The organism is Bradyrhizobium sp. SBR1B, from assembly GCF_014198205.1.
GTDB lineage: Bacteria > Pseudomonadota > Alphaproteobacteria > Rhizobiales > Xanthobacteraceae > Bradyrhizobium.
Genome location: NZ_JACIHC010000001.1, coordinates 659616 through 678478 on the forward strand (window position 1 = coordinate 659616; position 18863 = coordinate 678478).

Annotated in this window: 16 protein-coding genes; 5 read left to right on the forward strand and 11 right to left on the reverse strand. The window is 66.3% G+C overall.

The annotated features are described in order from the left end of the window. Positions 1 to 168 precede the first annotated feature (168 nt). Together GGD61_RS03335 and GGD61_RS03340 are read left to right on the forward strand one after the other, a co-directional pair. Positions 169 to 849, forward strand: coding sequence for a response regulator transcription factor (locus GGD61_RS03335; protein WP_183230162.1), 681 nt, complete (start codon positions 169 to 171; stop codon positions 847 to 849). After that, a complete protein-coding gene (locus GGD61_RS03340) occupies positions 846 to 2210 on the forward strand; it encodes a cell wall metabolism sensor histidine kinase WalK (protein ID WP_092261165.1) in 1365 nt (454 codons plus the stop codon). Before GGD61_RS03335 ends, GGD61_RS03340 begins: the two co-directional genes overlap by 4 nt. Before the next feature lie 16 nt (positions 2211 to 2226). Here the strand turns inward: GGD61_RS03340 and GGD61_RS03345 are convergent, their stop codons facing one another. After that, on the reverse strand, positions 2227 to 2391 hold the full coding sequence (locus GGD61_RS03345) for a hypothetical protein (RefSeq protein WP_177237353.1): 165 nt from the start codon (positions 2389 to 2391) through the stop codon (positions 2227 to 2229). 13 nt (positions 2392 to 2404) lie between these two features. On the opposite strand from GGD61_RS03345, the gene GGD61_RS03350 reads away from it, so the two are divergent. Continuing rightward, entirely contained in the window at positions 2405 to 2674 is a 270-nt protein-coding gene (locus GGD61_RS03350) for a hypothetical protein (RefSeq protein WP_026201829.1), read from the forward strand. Between the two features lie 53 nt (positions 2675 to 2727). Here GGD61_RS03350 and GGD61_RS03355 read toward each other — a convergent pair whose 3' ends face one another. The 3 genes from GGD61_RS03355 to GGD61_RS03365 all read right to left on the reverse strand — a co-directional run bounded on the left by GGD61_RS03355 (position 2728) and on the right by GGD61_RS03365 (position 5084). Then, positions 2728 to 3084, reverse strand: coding sequence for a hypothetical protein (locus GGD61_RS03355; RefSeq protein ID WP_177237352.1), 357 nt, complete (start codon positions 3082 to 3084; stop codon positions 2728 to 2730). 271 nt (positions 3085 to 3355) lie between these two features. Continuing rightward, positions 3356 to 3949: a DUF2147 domain-containing protein gene (locus GGD61_RS03360; RefSeq protein WP_179737758.1), complete on the reverse strand. Its 594-nt coding sequence runs from the start codon at positions 3947 to 3949 to the stop codon at positions 3356 to 3358. A 106-nt stretch (positions 3950 to 4055) separates the two neighbouring features. After that, positions 4056 to 5084 (reverse strand): NAD(P)/FAD-dependent oxidoreductase, encoded by a 1029-nt coding sequence (locus tag GGD61_RS03365; RefSeq protein ID WP_183230164.1) that lies wholly within the window; start codon positions 5082 to 5084, stop codon positions 4056 to 4058. A 183-nt stretch (positions 5085 to 5267) separates the two neighbouring features. Between GGD61_RS03365 and GGD61_RS03370 the strand changes: the two genes are divergently transcribed. Beyond that, positions 5268 to 5735 carry a thioesterase family protein gene (locus GGD61_RS03370; RefSeq protein WP_183230166.1) on the forward strand — a complete coding sequence of 156 codons (468 nt, stop codon included), beginning with the start codon at positions 5268 to 5270 and terminating at the stop codon, positions 5733 to 5735. Positions 5736 to 5780: 45 nt separating this feature from the next. Here GGD61_RS03370 and GGD61_RS03375 read toward each other — a convergent pair whose 3' ends face one another. Together GGD61_RS03375 and GGD61_RS03380 are read right to left on the reverse strand one after the other, a co-directional pair. Then, a complete protein-coding gene (locus GGD61_RS03375) occupies positions 5781 to 6101 on the reverse strand; it encodes a 2Fe-2S iron-sulfur cluster-binding protein (protein WP_018317347.1) in 321 nt (106 codons plus the stop codon). A gap of 164 nt (positions 6102 to 6265) precedes the next feature. Further along, positions 6266 to 6640, reverse strand: a complete 375-nt coding sequence (locus GGD61_RS03380; RefSeq protein ID WP_183230168.1) for an Hpt domain-containing protein — start codon at positions 6638 to 6640, stop codon at positions 6266 to 6268. 387 nt (positions 6641 to 7027) lie between these two features. Between GGD61_RS03380 and GGD61_RS03385 the strand changes: the two genes are divergently transcribed. Continuing rightward, positions 7028 to 12736, forward strand: coding sequence for a negative regulator of septation ring formation (locus GGD61_RS03385; RefSeq protein WP_183230170.1), 5709 nt, complete (start codon positions 7028 to 7030; stop codon positions 12734 to 12736). A 76-nt stretch (positions 12737 to 12812) separates the two neighbouring features. On the opposite strand, the gene GGD61_RS03390 is transcribed toward GGD61_RS03385, so the two are convergent. The 5 genes from GGD61_RS03390 to GGD61_RS03405 all read right to left on the reverse strand — a co-directional run bounded on the left by GGD61_RS03390 (position 12813) and on the right by GGD61_RS03405 (position 18807). Further along, complete coding sequence (locus GGD61_RS03390; protein WP_183230338.1) at positions 12813 to 13466, reverse strand: response regulator transcription factor; 654 nt, start codon at positions 13464 to 13466, stop codon at positions 12813 to 12815. Next, positions 13463 to 15178 (reverse strand): NahK/ErcS family hybrid sensor histidine kinase/response regulator, encoded by a 1716-nt coding sequence (locus tag GGD61_RS41585; RefSeq protein ID WP_409362445.1) that lies wholly within the window; start codon positions 15176 to 15178, stop codon positions 13463 to 13465. The genes GGD61_RS03390 and GGD61_RS41585 overlap by 4 nt, the downstream gene beginning before the upstream one ends. Beyond that, positions 15136 to 17001, reverse strand: coding sequence for a sodium:solute symporter family protein (locus GGD61_RS41590; protein WP_409362446.1), 1866 nt, complete (start codon positions 16999 to 17001; stop codon positions 15136 to 15138). The genes GGD61_RS41585 and GGD61_RS41590 overlap by 43 nt, the downstream gene beginning before the upstream one ends. A gap of 149 nt (positions 17002 to 17150) precedes the next feature. Then, positions 17151 to 18641 carry a monocarboxylate uptake permease MctP gene (mctP, locus tag GGD61_RS03400; RefSeq protein ID WP_018317352.1) on the reverse strand — a complete coding sequence of 497 codons (1491 nt, stop codon included), beginning with the start codon at positions 18639 to 18641 and terminating at the stop codon, positions 17151 to 17153. Further along, on the reverse strand, positions 18631 to 18807 hold the full coding sequence (locus GGD61_RS03405; protein WP_183230172.1) for a DUF3311 domain-containing protein: 177 nt from the start codon (positions 18805 to 18807) through the stop codon (positions 18631 to 18633). The genes mctP and GGD61_RS03405 overlap by 11 nt, the downstream gene beginning before the upstream one ends. Positions 18808 to 18863 lie beyond the last annotated feature (56 nt).

Genomic DNA, 18863 nt, shown 5'->3' on the forward strand with positions numbered 1-18863 from the left:
GCGCCCAAACTTTGGCCGGCACTGCCGGTCACCCCACTCGCATCTGCCTTTTATTCGCCAAGCTCGCTGCCTTTATGGGAACCCTGCGCAGGAGCCGAAACGCCAGACTTCGGCCAGGGAGCGTCACGCTCGGGGATTTGTTGCCCAGCAGAGTCAAGGACGACCCGCGTGCGTTCCCTCGTAATCGAAGACGAACCGCAGATCGGCGCCTATGTCAGCCGCCTGCTCGGGCAATTGCACGGAATCGTCGACCTCGTTGGCTCGATTGCCGATGCCCGCCAGGCGCTCGACAATTTCAAATATGATCTCGCCATCATCGACCGCATGCTGCCCGACGGCGATGCGCTCCAGGTGGTCACGGCCCTGAGGCAATCCCCGGACCGGCCCGCGATCATCATGCTGACGTCCAAGGACGCCAAGGAAGACGTCGTCGAGGGTCTCAACGGCGGCGCCGACGACTATCTCGGAAAACCGTTCGAGCCGCAGGAATTGATCGCGCGCGTACGGGCGGTGCTGCGGCGGCCCCGGCTGCTCGCCCCTTCGGTGCTGTCGCTCGGCAATGTGGAGCTGCATCTCGGAAGCAACGAGGCGGTGGTTGCCGACACCAGGATCCTGTTGCGGCGGCGCGAGGCACTGATCCTGGGAGCGCTGTTGATGCGGCGCGACCGCGTCATCACCCGCGCCGCCCTGATCGAGGAGATTTACGGCTTCGACGACGAGATCGAATCCAACACGCTCGAAGCGCAGGTCTCGCGCCTGAGGAAGAAATTGCTCGAGCTCGGCGGCGACGTCGAGATCCGCAGCATGCGGGGCATCGGCTACATCCTGCGGCTGGCAACGCCGCGATGAGGTCGATCGCCCATACGTTTGCGTTTTCGCTCGGCATCGCCGCGACGACGATCTTCCTGATCATGGTCGCGATCTTCGTCTCGCGGTACCCGATGGAGGAACGCGAGTTCAGGGCGTGCCGGGTCGTGGCCGCCGTTCTGGATCGCGCCACTGTTATCGATGGGCAAAACCTGACGGTGCGCCCCACTCCCGCGCTCGAAGAGCTGAAGGCGGACAGTCCAAACCTCTGGTACGTCGTCTCCGTCGGCAATCTTGTCAGCGAGTACGGCAGCGAGCACCGGCCACAGCTACCCTTCGCCTTTCCCTATCGCGGGCCTGTCGGCTTGTCCGTCTTCAGCACACCCGACCAGAACAGCACGTTCTGTCTCGCGGTTGCGCAACGGGGCGCCTTGCGGCTCACGACGATGGTCGGCGAGCCTCAGGTCCGCTTCGGCCGGCTCGCAAGAAGCTTCCTCGCCCGCAGCTTCTTTTCGATCCTCGTGGTAGCGCTGGCCTTTGCGGCCACCGTCGCGATCGGGTCGGCGCTTGCTGCGCGTTTCGTCTCACGCGGCATCGAGCGGGTCGCGCGTCGCGCCCTCGCGATCGATCCATCGGCCCCGCAGGGCCTGATCTCGCTGTCCGAGGTCCCGCGCGAGCTGAAGCCGCTGGTCGAGGCGCTAAACCGCGCCTTCGGCGAGATCGATGCCTATATCAGGATGCAACGCCGCTTCCTCGGCAATGCCGCCCATCAGCTCCGCACGCCGCTGACGCTGCTGCGTGCGAAGGTCGAAGACGTACCCGAGCCTGCCCTGAAGGCCGAACTGGTGCGCGATATCAGGCGCCTGACTTCGCTGGTCTCCGCGATGCTCGATCTGGCGCGGCTGCAAAACCATGCGATCGAAAAACGGCCGATCGATCTCGCCCAGATCACGCTGGACGTGCTCGCCGATTTCGGCCCCTCGGCACTGGACGCCGGCATCGAGCTCGCGCTGGAACAGGCCGAGAAAGGTCCGCTCCTGGTGCAGGGCGTGGACGCCGCGATTCGCAGCGCGCTCGCCAATCTCGTCGGCAACGCGCTCATCCACGCCCGTGGCGCACGACGCATCGTCGCCACGCTCGGCCGCGACGGCATCTCGATTGACGACGACGGCGCAGGCCTGCCGGACGGCGTGGAGCACGGGCTGACCGAGCCGTTTCAGACCGGCAACACTGCCGGCGATGGCGCGGGCCTCGGCCTGTCGATCGTCCGCGAGATCATGGCCGCGCACGGCGGCGAGCTGGTCATCGCCTCCACGCCTGGCCGCGGCACGAGCATGAGCCTGCGCTTTCCGATAGCCGTAGCGCCGAGCAGGTCTCCACACATGGATCTGCAAGCGGGCTGACCGCGAGCTGCGCCGGTCAATCCGCGAAACCGTCCGGAAACACTGGCGCGAAAAACTTCTTTCTCGTTTCGTCGTTGCGCATCAAGCAATCAATATGTTCGCCGACGGCCACGGGAATGTTCTCGCACAAGCGAACCTGTTCCGGCATCGAGACGACCAAACCTCCGATTGACATCTTCAACGGAGATTTTCCAATGCGTGTTCTCACAATGATTGCCGTCGCCAGCGCCGTGATTGCGAGCTCGACCGTTGCTTTCGCCAGCGAACTTCCGACTTACGAAGTGAAATCGTTGCCGATCTCGGCGACGCAGGTGCAGGTGCTCGGCGGCGCCGGCGTCGAAGAGCAGTCGGCCGCGCCCTCGATGATCGTCGCCGGCATGCCCGCCTCGCCGGCGCAGGTTTCGGTGCTGTCGCCGCGCGTCAAGCAGCTCGCGAGCGCAGGTTCGGGCAGCGAAGCGCGCTGAGCCTTTCTCGTCGCTTGCGGCGCCTGCATCCGATGCGGGCGCCGTCAGCGTTTTCAGGTCATGCTGCCCGGCATGAAGCAGCGCACGCGCGGATGGCCGTCGATATAGTGCTTCCACACCATGGTGCGGCCGATCTTGTTCGGCACGGTGATCACGGCACCGTCAGGCACCACGACCCATTCGTCGTCGATGCGGACGCGGAAGCGGCCGCGATCGGACTCCCAATCGACGTCGGCAATGACGTAACCGTCGGCGTCGGTGCAGCACTGGCCGAACTCGCTGTGCAGGCTTTCGAACCAGGGTTTTAGCGGCGAGTTGGCGTAGCGCCCGTCGTCGCGCGCCAGCGCCGAATTGGTGAGCAGAACCGTCAACCCCAGCAGCACGGCGGCACACTGTCTTGCAGGTCTCATGTCGTCTCCGCGGTCGAAGTGATCGCCGCGAGGCAAACGCTGCCGTCTGCCCACAGCACCGCGCACGGCAGGCATGGAGACGGCGACTCGCTCCCCAGCAGCTTTGCGGACAGCTATGCAAATCCGGCGCCAGCGCGCATTCCGGGGAACTACTGGAGCAGGCGGGGCACGCATTCGCCTTTTGGCGAACGTCGCCGCGAAGACCGTCTGCTGGTGCGGGGAATGACCGTGACCGGAAGCTACCGCCGATCAGCCAGCTCAGAGCTCGAGCCTACTGCTTGGGCGCCGGCGCCATCATCGTGCCGCCGCTCTTCTTCGTCGGTGCCGGCGGCTTGGTGGCCGCGGCTTGCGCAGGCAGATACTTCGCGACGATGGCAGGATCGACCTGGGCGATGTTGGTGTCAGGCAGGCGCGTCCAGGCCTCGTCCTTGCCGAGCAGCGCGATGCCGAGATAGCCGCGCAGGGTCAGGGTCTGACCGTCGGGACTGACCTTCATGTTGGCCTTCCAGATCTGGCCGTCGCGCGGATTGAGCACGTTGCCGCCTTCGTACTTCAATCCGTCGCGCTTCATGTTGCGGACGAAGGAGATGCCGAGCACCGGCGCATTCTTGCGATCGTCGGTGCACTTGCTGCAGATCTCGTTCGGATCGTCGCCGGGCCGCGGGAAGGTCTTTGCGATCACGCCTTCGAAGATGCCGTTGTGGTCGATGAAGAGAAACCATCCGACCGTCTTGCCGTCCTCGACCTTCTGCCAGAGGCCCGCCGCCGTGGGCTCGGCGATTTGTGCCGCAGACGGCGTCACCGTCGCGAGCGACAATGCGAGCGCGAGGAAGGGGAGCAGCCGAGAGCTGGTAAAAATCCGCATTAGATCACCTTGTTATTCCACGACCGGAATGGCCGCAGACTACGGCGATTTCGCGAACGGTTCCAGCACCAGAAACATGGGGCATCCCCTCCCCACCCTGGCGCCGTCAGTTGACACCGAGCTTCTTTTGCAGGCTGGAGGACGAGGTCGTGTATTGGAACACGAGCCGCTTCTCCGGATAGACGTAGCGATGGGCTTTTTGCGACATCAGCGCGCCCTCATGGAAGCCGCACAGGATCAGCTTGATCTTGCCGGGATACGTATTGATGTCGCCGATCGCGAAGATGCCGGGAACATTGGTCTCGAACGCGGACGTCTCGACCGGCACCAGATTGTTCTCCAGCGCGATGCCCCAATTCGCGACCGGGCCGAGCTTCATGGTCAGCCCGAAGAACGGCAGCATGGTGTCGCAGGCAATGTCCGTGACGCTGTTGTCGTTGCCCTTGATGGTGGCGCCGGTGAGCTTGCCCTCAGTGCCGGAGAGCGCCGTGACCTGGCCGAGCCGGAGATCCATCTTGCCGCCGGCGACCAGCGCGCGCATCTGCTCGACGCTGTGGGGCGCGGCACGAAACTCGTCGCGCCGGTGCAACAGCGTGATGCGCTTGGCAATCGGATGCAAATTGAGGGTCCAGTCGAGCGCGGAATCGCCGCCGCCGACGACCAGCACGTTCTTGTCGCGGAACGTCTCCATCTTGCGCACGGCGTAATGGACTGAAGTGCCTTCATAGGCCTCGATGCCCGGCACCGGCGGGCGCTTGGGCTGGAACGAGCCGCCGCCGGCCGCGATCACCAGCACCTTGCATTCGAACACCTTGCCGGCGTCGGTGGTGCAGCGGAAGGCGGGATCGCCGATCTTCTCCACCGTCTCGACCATCTCGCCGAGATGGAAGGTCGGATAGAACGGCTTGATCTGCTCCATCAACGCGTCGGTGAGGCCCTGCCCCGAAACCTGCGGAATGCCGGGAATGTCGTAGATCGGCTTTTCCGGATAGAGCTCGGCGCACTGGCCGCCGACCTTGTCGAGGATGTCGACGAAATGCGCCTTCATGTCGAGAAGGCCAAGCTCGAAAGCGGCGAACAGACCGCAGGGGCCGGCGCCAATAATCAGCACATCGGTTTTGATCACATCGCTCATGTCGTCTCTTTATCGGTCGTTGTCGGTTGGACGGCGGCCCGGCGGGCAGAGGTGACCCTACCTGTCTAGCCAACGGGGATGGATCAGGGAAGGCATAAAAGAGGGAGCGCCCCGCAGCCGCGCCCACTTGCCGGGGCAAAATAACTGGGCTGTAACAAGGAAAGATATGACGGAGATCAATCGGTGAACGCACCAAGCCGCCTCGATACGACGCCGCGCCTGGAGGACTATCCCTACCGCCTCAGCGACAACGTCCGCTTCGGCGATCTCGATCCCAACCAGCACGTCAACAACGCGGTCTACGCCACCTATTTCGAGACCGGCCGCGTCACGCTGATGAAGCTGCCGGAGTACGGACTGACGCCGCCAGGGCTCGCCTGGATCATGGTGCGGCTCGACATCCATTTCCGCGCCGAGCTGTACTGGCCAAACACGATCGAGCTCGGCCTAGGCGTAGTGAAGCTCGGACGGACGTCAGTGACCTTCGAGCAGGTCGTGTTCTCGCAAGGAAAGTGCATCGCCTCGGCGATGTCGGTCGGGGTCATGCTCGACGAGGCAACGCGGCGGCCAGCGCCGCTCAGCGCGGAGATCGTCGAGAAGCTCAGACCCTGGCACAAGCGCGGCATCGAGGTCGCGACGCCGAACATATAGTTCAGTTCAGAAGGGGCAGGCCTGTAAGGATCAGGCTTGTCAGGATCAGGCTTGGCGTTCCGGCGTCGTCACGACGAGACCGTCGAGATCGTCGGAGACCTTGATCTGGCAGGACAGGCGCGAATTCGGGCGCACGTCGAAGCCGAAGTCAAGCATGTCCTCTTCCATCGGCGTCGGGCTGCCGACCTTCTCGCGCCAGGCTTCGTCGACATAGACATGGCAGGTGGCGCAGGCGCAGGCGCCGCCGCATTCGGCCTCGACGCCGGGAATGCTGTTGCGGATCGCGGCTTCCATCACGGTTGCGCCGTTCTCGATTTCCACCGTGCGGGTTTCGCCCTTGTGGTCGACAAAGTGAATCTTGGCCATGTGTGCTCGTGCTGCCGCGGTGCTGGGAATGAAGGAGGGTCCGGGCTGTCCTATAACGGGTCGATCAGCCGGGCGCCATAGGGTTTTCAGCCGAAGTGAATCCCGCTTTGCGGGAAGAAAACGCGTCAAAACAAGAGACTAGAGTCCGGCTCGGCCGCGTGGCCTCAAGGCTTCAGCATCGCCTCGATGGCGGCGCGGGCCTCGGTCACCGCCTCTTTCAGCGCGGCGAAAGCGTGGCGCTGGTCATGGCCGGTCTGGACCGCAATCTCCAGGCTTGCGGCCGCATCCGCCACCGCAAAAGCGCCGATCCCGCACGCCGAGCCCTTGAGCTTGTGGGCCAGCGCGCCCGCCTCGGCCGGCAGCGTCGCCATCGCCGCGACCAGGCGGACCGCCTGCTCGGCGAACATGGCCAACACTTCCCGTTCCAGCTCGGCGTCGCCGAGCGTCATCCGGGAGAGGTGATCGAGGTCGAGCGGGCTGTCGATGGGTGCAAGCGGGGGCGAGGGCATCCAGTCCATCCGTTGCAGTTCAGGCGTCATGGCGCAGGCCCCGGCATCGCGCGACGGTTCCGCCGGTCCGGCGGTGAATTGACCTCACCCAAGCATGGAAATGGTTAACGAAATGTTCGGGGTCAGCGACGCGGTTCCGCCGGTTTATTGACGAAAAGTTGCCGCAATCGGCCGAGTCATTTATTGCTAAGGCGTTACGGCCCGATCCTGTTAACGATGATTAAGAATGTCTTAATCGCGGGCATTTCATTCGCGACGCTCTGCCAATAGGATGTTGCGGAAATTGGCGGACAAGCCGTCCGGGTGGGGACGGCTCGGAGATCCGCGCAAGCGGCATGATCCGGTCTGTGGGCTTGCGCACGCAGCGCGCAGGGCTCGCGGGGGGACGCGTACAAGTAACGAGGGCTCGGACTGAACATGGCGAACACTCCGAAAAAGGTCAAAGACCCCACAGAAGTTGCGCTTTCTGCGATCCAGGAAGCCCTGAACATCAGCGACACGGCTGCCGACACCAGCCGCAACGCCGCGATGCGCAACGAAACCGCGCCTTCGGTGGCGCCGCCGCCCCCGATCTTCGACGAGCCGAGCTTCGAGCCGCGCCCCGCCGCCAACGAACGTTCGACCGTGTTCGACCCGGTCGAGGAGCCGCGCTCATCGCGCCGCGCCGCCAATGACGACCGCGAGACCATTGGCCAGTTGCTCCAGGCCCTGCAGAAGGGCCGCCCTGCCCGCAACGTCTACACCTTCGCCACCATCTTCGCCGGCGTCTGGCTCGCCGCCTGCGCCGCGCTGACCTTCGGCTTCCTGCCCTCGATCCAGGCCGCCATGGGCCAGAGCGGCGGCGTGCTCGTCATCGCCGGCCTGGTTGCGATGTTCTTCGCGCCGATCATGCTGTTCTACTTCCTTGCGAGCCTCGTCTGGCGCGGCCAGGAAATGCGCATGATCGCGCAGGCGATGGCGCAGGTTGCGATCCGCTTCTCCGAGCCCGAGGGCTCGGCCTCCGATTCCATGGTCACCGTCGGCCAGGCCATCCGCCGCGAGGTCGCGGCGATGGGCGACGGCATCGAGCGCGCCATCGCGCGCGCCGGCGAGCTCGAGACGCTGGTCGCCAACGAGGTCGCCGCGCTCGAACGCGCCTATTCCGACAACGAAGTTCGCATCCGCGCCCTGCTGCAGGACATCGCGCATCAGCGCGACAATCTGGTCGGCCAGGCCGAGCAGGTCCGCAGCGCCATCTCCGGCGTGCAGATCGATTTGCGCCACGACATCGCGCTGATCTCTGATGCCATCGCCTCGCGCGTCGACGAGGTCGCCAAGTCCATCACCGGCGCGCTGGAAGAGCGCGGGGCCCACATCACCAGCGCGCTGAGCAATGCCGGCGACAACATGATCCTGGCGCTCGGCGAGCGCGGCGGCGACCTGCTCGACCGCCTCGAGGAAGCCAGCAACGAGACCACGCGCGCCGTGCTCGATGCCAGCGAGCGGCTGACCACCAGCCTCAACTTCAAGACCGGCCACGTCCACGACGAGTTCGTCGACCTCGCCGACCGCGTCCACGAGATGCTCAACGAGCGCATCGACCGCATCACCGGCGAGTTCGAGCAACGCTCCGCCGCGATCGTCGACGGCATCTCCGAGCGCACCGAGCAGGTGCACGACAGCCTGAAGAATTCCTCGGATTCGCTGCTGCTCGAGCTCGAGCTGCGCTCCAACGACCTCTCCGCCAAGATCGACGACGCCGGCAACCGCCTCGCCGGCCAGATCCTGACGAGCGGCGACAAGGCGAGTGAGGCGCTCGACGCCACCGTCAACACCCTCGTCGCCAAGGTCGTCAGCCAGACCGAGACTGCGCACGACTCGCTGTCGCTGCAGATGAGCGCGTTCGACGAGCTGGTCAGGAACCAGGGCACCGAGCTGGTCGAGAAATTCGCCCGCGACAGCGGGACGCTGGGTGCGCTGATCACGCGCCACATCTCCGAGTTCGACCGCACCGTGAAGACCTTCGGCGGCGAGATCGTCGAGCGCATGGGCCAGCGCACGCAGGACATCCACGAGTCGCTGAAGACCTATGTCGAGAATTTCGACACCCGCTTCACCGCCAATGGCGGCGAGATCACGGCCGTGCTCGACCAGCGCTTGGTGCAGTTCGAGACCACGGTCGGCGAACGCGTCAACCACCTCGACGCCTCGCTGAACAGCAAGATCGCCAGCCTCGACGGCACGATCGATGGTCACATCAAGACCTTCGACGAGCAGCTCATCGGCCGCGTCGCCGCACTCGAACAGTCGTTCGACACCCGCGCGCAATCCATGACCGAGACCATCGACGGGCGCATCAACACGCTCGCGACCTCGCTGACCGACGGCGCCGCGCAGGCGATCCAGTCGATCGACTCCCGCCTCACCCACCTCACGACGTCGCTGACCGGCGGTGCTTCGCAGGCCATCGAAACCATCGATGCGCGCCTCAACCATCTCACGAGCTCGCTGACCGATGGCGCCTCGCAGACCATCCAGTCGATCGATACCCGCCTGACGCACCTCACGACGACGCTGACCGGCAATGCGACGCAGGCGCTCGAGTCGATCGACTCCCGCCTCACCTACCTGACCACCGCGGTCACGAACGGCGCCTCGCAGGCCGTGCAGTCGATCGACACGCGCCTGACCCTGCTGACCTCGACCCTCACGGACGGCACCGCGCAGGCGATCGAGGCGGTCGACCGCCGCATCACCGGCGTCACCGAGATCATCGACGGCCGCAGCACGCACCTGACCGACACGGTCACGGCGCGCTTCCAGGAGATCCACCAGGTCATCGAGACCCGGGTCGGCTCGGTCGCCAGCGACATCGACGTGCGCGTGGCACAGTTCGAGGACCTGCTCGGCTCGCGCGTCGAGGCCGTCGCAGGCCGCATCGAAAGCAGCGGCCGCCAGGCCAGCGAGGACATGATGTCCCGCGCCGAGATGATCTCGACCGCGATCCGCTCGCATGTCGAGGACGCCGAGCGCTCGCTCACCAACCTCGTCGTCAACACCAGCGAGACGATCCAGACCGGTGCGCGCACCGCCCAGCAGTCGCTGATGACGGTCTCCTCCGACGTCAACGCCCAGCTCAAGATGACCTCTGCCGAGGTCGAGCGCGCGCTGACCGCGGTCGGCACCGGTTCGGCGAACTCGATCCTCAGCAGCGCCCGCGAGGCGCAGTCGACGCTGGTCGCAGCCTCGGGCGAAGCCTCCAACCAGATCAAGGGGCTCGCGGCCGACGTCGAGCGTACGCTGTCGGCGGCAGGCTCCGCCACCGCAGCCTCGATCCTGGCCGGCGCCCGCGAGGTGCAGACCACCCTCGTCACGGCGTCCTCGGACGCGGCCAACCACGTCAAGACGCTCACCGCCGACGTGCAGCGTTCGCTGTCGCTGGCCGGCTCCACCACGGCGGAATCGATCACCGCCGGCGCCCGCGATGCGCAGAGCGCGCTGATCGCGGCCTCGGCCGAGACCGCCAACCAGATCAAGGCGCTGTCCTCGGACGTGCAGCGCTCCCTGACGATGGCCGGCACCTCGACCGCCGAGACCATCATGAGCGGCGCCCGCGAAGCCCAGAGCACGCTGGTTACGGCCTCCTCGGATGCGGCGAGCCAGGTCAAGTCGCTCGCGGCCGAAGTGCATCGTTCGCTCTCGCAGGTCGGCCAGTCGACCGCCGAGACGATCACCACCAGCGCCCGCGACGCCCAGAGCACCCTGCTCTCCGTCTCGGCCGAGCAGACCAGCCAGGTCCGTTCGCTCGCGGCCGAGATGCAGCGCGCGCTGGCGACCGCCGGCGGCGCCACTATCGAGGCGCTCACCAGCGGCGTGCGCGAGGCCCAGGGCTCGCTGATCTCCGCCTCGACCGACGCGGCCAGCCAGATCAAGTCGCTGACCACGGACATCGAGCGCACGCTGACCGCGGTCGGCGCCGACACCGCCTCGACCATCCTCAACAGCGCGCGTGAGGCCCAGACCTCGCTGACGTCGACCTCGGCGGACGCCGCGAGCCAGATCCGCACGATCTCGACCGAGATCGAGCGGACGCTGAGCGCGGCCACCGCGAACGCGACCAACGACATCCAGACCAGCGCGCTCAACGCCCAGAACGCGCTGATATCGGCCTCCAACGAGGCGAGCTCGCGGGTCAAGTCGAGCTCGTCCGACGTCGAGCGTTCGGTGCTCGCCGCCAGCTCGAGCTTCGGCCAGGCCATGACCGGCAAGACCGACGAGATCGTCACCTACGTGCAGCAGCAGGCCGACCGCCTGTCGAACATGATCGACGCCAAGCGCGGCGCCCTGGTCGACGCGATCGGCTCCAAGACCAGCCAGCTCACGCTCGACATCGACCGCGTCACCTCGGACGCGCTGAAGTCGATCGAGACGCGCGGCCAGGCCTTCTCGCAGACCATGATGGGCAACGGTTCGGAAGTCGCCCGCACCATCAACGCGGCGAGCGAGATCGCCACCGGCGCGGTTGGCAAGTCGCTGAAGGACCTCGAGCAGGCCTCGCGCGCGGCGATCGACCAGTCGCGCCAGGTCTCGATCGCGGCCGTCACCGAGATGCAGGAGACCAGCAAGATCCTGCGTACCGACACCGTGGCGCTGTTCGAGCGCCTGCGCGAAGGCAACATCCTGCTTCAGGAGGTGCTGACCGGTGCGCACGACAACCTCAACTCGCTCGAGCGGGCGCTGGTGACGCGCGTCGCCGACTTCGTCTCGGCGATGAACGACGTCACCTCGCGCAACGGCGCGGCGACCCAGAACCTGGAAGAGCAGCTCAACGTCTTCAACAGCAAGACCACGAAGGCGCTCCAGGATCTCGGCGAGCTGTCGACCCAGTTCGACGCGCACGGCAAGGCCTTGGTCGATGCCGCGCAGGTCGTCGAGCAGAGCAACAAGAACACCACCGCTTCGCTCGCCGAGCGCAAGCAGGCGCTGGAATCGCTCGTCACCACGATCGATCTGCGCACCGCCGATCTCGACCAGCGCCTGTCGCGCTTCACCGGCCTGCTCGATGAATCGCTGGCGGCCGCCGAAGAGCGCGCCCGCGACATCGCCCGCGTCGTCGCCGAGACCGCCGGCGCAGGCTCCGCCGCGATCACCCGCCAGTTCGAGGCGGTGCGTGCGGCCTCCGAAGAAGAGCACCGCCAGACCATCGAGGCCATGCACGACATCTACCGCCAGACCACGGACGAGGCGGATACGATGTTCAAGCAGTCGACCGAGAAGTTCACCAACCTCGTCTCCAGCATGAAGCAGATGGCCTTCGAGATGCACAACGAGCTCGAAGCCACCCGCAACGAGCTGCGCCGCGGCGTGCTCGAGATGCCGCAGGAGGCCGCCGAGAGCACTGCGCAGATGCGCAAGGTGATCGTCGACCAGATCGAGGCCCTCGCCGAGCTCAACCGCATCGTGGCCCAGCATGGCCGCGGCCTCGACGTCACCACGACGGGCCGCGCCTCCGTCGCCGTCCAGCGCCAGGAGGAGCCGATCATGGCGGCTGCGGGCGGACGTAGCGCCGAGACCCGCATGCGCGACACCGGCAGCGCTTCCACGCTGCCGCCGCCGGACCTCGGCATGCCGGCCGCGCGCCGCACCGACGCACCGCCGGTCGCGCCCGCCGGTAACGACCAGGGCCGTGACGGTTGGCTGTCGGACCTCCTCAACCGCACGGACGCCAATCAGGGCGCCCCGACCGGCCGTGAGGCTCCGCGTGGCCGCGCCGCACCCGCGCCGCAGCCGCAGGTGCCGCAGGCAAGCAGCAATCCGCTGGAATCGCTGTCGCTCGACATCGGCCGGCTGATGGACCGCAACCTCGCTGCCGAGATGTGGGACCGCTACCAGCGCGGCGAGAACAAGGCCTTCACCAAGCGCCTCTACACGCCCGCCGGCCAGAAGGCCTTCGACGAGGTCGCCCGCAAGTACCGCGCCGACCGCAACTTCAAGGGCACGGTCGACCGTTATGTCGCCGAGTTCGAGCGCCTGCTCGACGAGGTCGCCCGCGACGGCCGCGGCCCGCAGGAGCTGCGCAGCCACCTGACCTCGGAGACGGGCCTGGTGTACACGCTGCTCGCCCACGCGGCGGGCCGGCTGGGGTAAGCGGCTCGCAGCGACACGAACAGCGAATGAAAACGGAGGCCTCACGGCCTCCGTTTTTGTTTGGATGTTCTGAAGCTCAATTGCTGCCGGGCTGGCCGAACGACAGCCGTTCCGCGAGGACGGCTGCCTGCGTGCGCGAGCCGACGCCCAGCTTGCGCAAGATCGTCGAGACGTGGCCCTTCACCGTCTGCTCGGCGATATCGAGCTCGCCCGCGATCTGCTTGTTGAGCTTGCCTTCCACGATCATCGCGAGAATGCGCAGCTGTTGCGCCGAGAGGGTGGCCATGCGCGCGGCGAGCTCGATGTCGGCGCTCTGGATCGAGCCGCGGCCACCGACATTTGGCGGCATCCAGATCTCGCCGGCGAGGATCTTCGTGATCGCATCAGCCATCTCGGGCAGGCTGAGCGATTTCGGGATGTAACCGGATGCGCCATAGGCGATGGCGCGACGGATGGTGGCGGCGTCCTGCCGGGCCGAGATGATCGCGACCGGCACCGTCGGGAATTGCGCCGACAGGATGAACAGCGCGGCAAAGCCCTGAATGCCCGGCATCGTCAGATCCCAGAGGATCAGGTCGATCTCGTCCGACTGGACCGCCAGCACGCTGAGCGCCTCGTCCAGCGACTGGCAGGCGACGATGTCGAGATCGGGCAGCACGGTCGACAACGCGCTACGGAGCGCGGCCTGCACCAGCGGGTGGTCGTCGCCGATCAGGATGCGCATCGTCAGGGAGTCTCCGGTTTCGTGCCGAACTGCCGGCTCAGGGCTTCGCCGCCGAGAAAGCGCCGCAGGGCCGCCGGCTTGACCGGCTTCGACAGGATCTCGCAGCCGCGCGCCCTCGCCACCTGGCGCACCGCCTCGCTGCGATCGCCGGTGACGACCAGCGCGCGGACCTCGCGTCCCGCCTTCTGCCTGAGATTGTCGAGAAAGTCCAAGCCGTTGCAGCCGCCGTCGAGATGGTAGTCGAGCAGCACGACGTCTGGCAGGACGGTCGCGGCCGCGTCCATCGCCGCGGTGGCGTCGGCTGCGACCAGCACGTGATGCCCCCAGCCGCCGAGCAGCGCGGAGAGGCCGTCGAGGATGGTCGCGTCATTGTCGAGGCACAGGATGGTCAGAGCGCGTTCCGCCGGTGCCGGCGCGGCCATCGCAGGGTTGCTCTGAAGCGGCCGGCCCGGTCCGTGCGCCAGCGGCACCGTGACGGCAAAGCACGAACCTTGTCCCGGGCGCGACCGGACATCGACGGCGTGGTCCAATAGCCGCGATACGCGCTCGACGATGGCGAGCCCGAGGCCCAATCCCTTCTCCGCCCCCGGCGCGAGGCGCTGGAACTCCTCGAAGATGCGCTTCTGGTCTACCGCCGCGATTCCGACGCCGGTGTCCCAGACCTCGATGCGCAGCGCCTCTCCGCGCCGCCGGCAGCCGAGCAGGATGCGTCCCTTGGGCGTGTAGCGAAGCGCATTCGACAGCAGGTTCTGCAGGATCCGGCGCAGCAGATGCGGATCGCTACGCACCGCAAGGCCGCAATCGACGACGCGGAAGGCGATCCCGCGCTCGCGCGCCATCGCCGAGAATTCGACGTTCAACTGCACGAAGAGATCGGCGATCGGAAAGTCGGATATCTCGGCGCGCACGGCGCCGGCATCATAGGAGGAGATGTCGAGCAACCGGTCGAGCACGTGCTCGGTCGATCGTAGCGCCGTAACCGCGCTGCTCGCCAGGGTCCGCTCCTTGTCGGCGTCGCCAGCGCGCGACGGAGCGCTCAGGCTCTCGTCGAGCGCGGACAGAAACAGACGGGCCGCATTCAGCGGCTGCAGCAAATCGTGGCTGGCCGCGGCCAAGAAGCGCGTCTTGCCGAGATTGGCCTGCTCGGCTTCGGCCTTCGCCTGCTCGAGCGCCTCGGTGCGCTCGCGGACGCGCAGCTCGAGCCCTTCATTGGCGCGTCGCAAGGCCTCGGCGGCACGGTGACGCTCGGTGACGTCGGTATAGGTCGAGACGTAGCCACCCTCGGCGACGCGGTCGTAGACGATCTCCAGCACCGTGCCGTCCGGCCGCTTGCGCTCGTAGAGATAAGGCCAGCGCTGCGTGGCCACGTCGCGGTTGACCAGAAGCGCGGCGAATTCGGATGCGGCATATTCGCCGCGCTCGACATTGAAGGCGATGAGATCCGCCAGCGGAAGCCCCACGCGCACGAAGTCCGGCGGCAGATCGAGCAGCGCGATGAACCGACCGTTCCAGGCTGTGATGTTGAAATCGGCGTCGAAGGCGCAGATGCCCTGCGGTACGCTTTCGAGCGTAGACTGCAACAGGCTGCGGTTGAAGCGCAGCGCTTCCGAGGCCTCGTCGAGCATCGCCATCGCCTCCCGCCGCGACAGCGAGTGGCCTTCCAGCGACGCCGCGATCACGACGCGCGCCGATGCCGCGCCGATCGCGCCGGCCAGCAAATTCTCGGTGAACCGAATCGAGTCGAGATCGACCAGTCCCGACGGATCGAGACGCGGCCCCGTCCCTGCGATGCGGGCCGCCAGATAAGCGTCGAAGGCCGCCGCGCCGCGCTCGGCGCACGCAGCGCCAGCGCGCGGAGATCATCGAGCCGCACCACCACACGCGACGACAGCTTGGGGATGGATTCGCGGACGACGCCGTCGGCGAACGCCGCCGCCTGATTACGCTCGACTGTCGATTGCCGGCCCAGCGCCGAGACCATCAGGAAGCAGACGAGATTGGCGCCAAGGCTCCACAGCGTGGCGTGCGAGATCGGATCGATCCCTTCGAGGCCCAGCAGCGCATTCGGCTTGAGCCAGGCGAGTTGCCAGGGACCTTGGCGAACGATCTCCTCGATCCCCGGCCAGAGCGGCGCGGCCGAGGGCAGCAGCAGCGTGTAGGCCCAGACGAAGAAGCCGACCGCGATCCCGAGCGAGGCGCCGGCCTTGTTGGCCCGCGGCCAGAACAGTCCACCGACGAACGCCGGACCGAATTGTGCGACCGCGACGAACGACAACAGGCCGATCACGGTGAGCGGATAGGACTGGTTGACGAGGCGGTGCATCAGATAGGCGAGCAGCAGGATGCTGAGGATCGAGAGCCGGCGCACCGTCACCAGCACCGACGTCATCGGCCGGCTCTGTGCGTGCAGGCCGAAGACGCGCGAGCGCAGCAGCAGCGGCATGATGACGTCGTTGCAGAGCATAGTGCTGAGCGCAACGGATGTCATGATCACCATGCCGGTGGCGGCCGACAGCCCGCCCAGAAACGCGATCAGGCTGATGGTGCCCGCATCGGCTGCAATCGGCAGCGAGATGACGTAGGTGTCGGGGTCCATCATTCCGCCGAAGCGGGTGAGCCCGGCCGCAGCGATCGGCAGGATTAAGAGGCTGAACAGCGCAAGATAAGTCGGATAGAGCCAGGCCGCGGTGCGCGTATGGCTTGGGCTCTCATTCTCGACGACGGCGACATGGAAGGCCTGCGGCAGACAGAGGAAAGCAATCGCCGAGATGATGATCGTTGCAGGCCACACCGGCTGCGCCGGGTCGAAGCTCAGAATGCTGCCCAATTGCGGATCCGATTGAAACTGCGACAGCAGAGCGGCCGGCCCGCCGGAGAGTCCGAACAGCACGAACAGCGCGACGATCAGGAAAGCCAGCAGCTTGACGACGCTCTCGAAGGCGATCGCGAGCATCAGGCCGCGATGATGCTCGCTGGCATGGACGTGCCGGACACCGAACACGATCGCGAACAGCGCCATCGATGCAGCGACGCCGAACGCCGAGTCTTGCCAGAACCGCAGCGCCTCGCCGCCGGCCCGCTCGGGCTGGAGGATCAGATAATCAAAACTCTTGCCGACGGCCTTGAGCTGGAGCGCGATATAGGGAAGCACGCCGAGCAGCGATGCGAGCGTCACGAAGGCCGCAAGCACCTGGCTCTTGCCGTAGCGCGCGGCGATGAAGTCCGCGATGGAGGTGACGTTCTGTGCCTTGGCGATCGCAATCACCTTGGACAGGAGCCGCTGGCCGAACAGCAGCACCAGGGTCGGGCCGATATAGATCGTGGCGAAGTCCAGCCCGCTGGTGGCGGCCCGTCCGACCGAGCCGTAGAAGCTCCACGAGGTGTTGTAGACCGCAAGCGTCAGGCAATAACTGATCGCGGCCGCCCAGGAGCTTGGCGACACCAGCGGCCCGCCGGCGCTTCGCCGGTCGCCCCACCAGGCCACCAGGAACAGCGTGGTCACATAGCCGGCAGCGACCGCAAGAACGAACCACGCCTGCAAGACATCCTCACCCGAAACAGTCTGATGCGCTCGCGACGAGCGGCCGGGCGCGGGCGGATACTAGAGCGTTTTCAATCGCATGGAAGGCCGTTTCAGTCCGCAGACAAGCGGCGGCCGAAGGGATTTCCCCGGCCGCCGCCCGCAATCGCTCAGGCCGCCTCGCGGGACAGCCGTTGCTGCGGCATGCGCTTGAGCGCCAGGTTGACCACGACGGCCACCACGATGTTGAGCGCGAGCGCCAACAGACCGGTGTAGATCGCGACCTTCCCGGCGCCGAAGTCGATACTGTGCAGCGGCTTCAATCCGTCCGACCAGGCGAGCCACGATCCGCCTGCCAGGCCGACGGCCCAGCCAGCCAGCAGCGCCGGGCTCGAGAACCAGTTCAGATAGAGACCGAACACCAGCGCCGGCAGCGTCTGCAGGATCCAGAGGCCCCCGAGCAGTTGCAGGTCGAGCGCGAACTGCGTCGGCATCAGGAGGATGGCGAGCAGCGCGCCGACCTTCACCAGCATGGAGGTGATCTTGGCGACCTTCGCCTCACCTGCCGGTGTCACCTTCGGATCGACCCACACCTTCCAGAAGTTGCGGGTGAACAGATTGGCGGCGCCGATGCTCATGACGGCGGCCGGCACCAGCGCTCCGATCGCAATCGCGGCGAAGGCAAAGCCTGCGAACCAGCTCGGGAACAGCGTCTTGAACAGCTCGGGCACGACGTCGTTGTTGCTGGCGAGCTTGAGGCCCGCCGCATGGCCCATGTAACCGAGCAGCGCAAGCAGGCCGAGCAGCAGCGTGTAGGCCGGCAGCATCATCGCATTCTTGCGGATGGTGTTGCCGCCCGAGGACGCGAAGATGCCGGTCAGCGTGTGCGGATACATGAAGGCGGCGAGCGCCGAGCCCAGCGCCAGCGAGGCATAGGGCACGATCTGCGCCGGGGACAGCAGGATGCCGCCTGCGCCTTTCGCTGCGAATGCCGCATCCGCCGCGGTGAAGATCGCTCCGTAGCCGCCAAGCTTCGAGGGCACGATCGCAATCGCGGCGATCACCACGATGTAGATCATGATGTCCTTGACGAAGGCGATCAGCGCCGGCGCGCGCAGGCCCGACGAATATGTGTAGAGCGCCAGCACCAGGAAGGCGAGAACGAGTGGCACCTCGCCGTGCAGGCCGAGCGCCTTGATCGCCACCTCCATGCCGATCAGCTGGAGCGCGATGTAAGGCATCGTCGCCAGCACGCCGGTGGCCGCGACCGCAAGCTCGAGCCCGCGCGATCCGTAGGCGCCGCGCACCACGTCGCCCGCGGTGACGTAGCCGCGCTCCTTGGCGACCTTCCACAGCACCGGCATCACCGCGAACACGAACGGATAGACGATGATGGTGTAGGGCAGCGCGAAGAAGCCGTAGGCGCCGACCGCGTAGACCAGCGCAGGAACGGCGATCACGGTGTAGGCGGTGTAGAAGTCGCCGCCGACCAGGAACCAGGTGATCCAGGTCCCGAACTTGCGGCCGCCAAGGCCCCACTCGTCGAGATGGGCGAGCGTCTCCGGCTTGCGCCAGCGCGAGGCGACGAAGCCCATGCCGGTGACGAGAATGAATAGTGCGAGGAATACGGCGAACGCCGCGCTATCGACATTAGTCAGCACGGCGCACGCTCCTGTAGACGATGTAGGTGAGCAGCGAGGTCAGCGGCACCCAGGCGAGCTGATACCAGTAGAAGAACGGGAAGCCGAACAGATGCGGCTCCTTGATATTGTAGAACGGCACGATCATCAGGCCGATGAACGGCAACAACAGCAGCAGGCGTACCACGCGCTCTCTCCTCCCCTGTGAGTGAAGTCGACGCGCCTTGTCGTGGGCACGCCTTG

Coding starts and splice junctions, on each gene's coding strand:
- GGD61_RS03380 (WP_183230168.1), bottom strand. CDS start 6,640: ATGACGCCTGAACTGCAACGGATGGACTGGATGCCCTCGCCCCCGCTT.
- GGD61_RS03350 (WP_026201829.1), top strand. CDS start 2,405: ATGCGTGTTCTCACAATGATTGCCGTCGCCAGCGCCGTGATTGCGAGC.
- GGD61_RS03355 (WP_177237352.1), bottom strand. CDS start 3,084: ATGAGACCTGCAAGACAGTGTGCCGCCGTGCTGCTGGGGTTGACGGTT.
- GGD61_RS03365 (WP_183230164.1), bottom strand. CDS start 5,084: ATGAGCGATGTGATCAAAACCGATGTGCTGATTATTGGCGCCGGCCCC.
- GGD61_RS03340 (WP_092261165.1), top strand. CDS start 846: ATGAGGTCGATCGCCCATACGTTTGCGTTTTCGCTCGGCATCGCCGCG.
- GGD61_RS03360 (WP_179737758.1), bottom strand. CDS start 3,949: ATGCGGATTTTTACCAGCTCTCGGCTGCTCCCCTTCCTCGCGCTCGCA.
- GGD61_RS03375 (WP_018317347.1), bottom strand. CDS start 6,101: ATGGCCAAGATTCACTTTGTCGACCACAAGGGCGAAACCCGCACGGTG.
- GGD61_RS03385 (WP_183230170.1), top strand. CDS start 7,028: ATGGCGAACACTCCGAAAAAGGTCAAAGACCCCACAGAAGTTGCGCTT.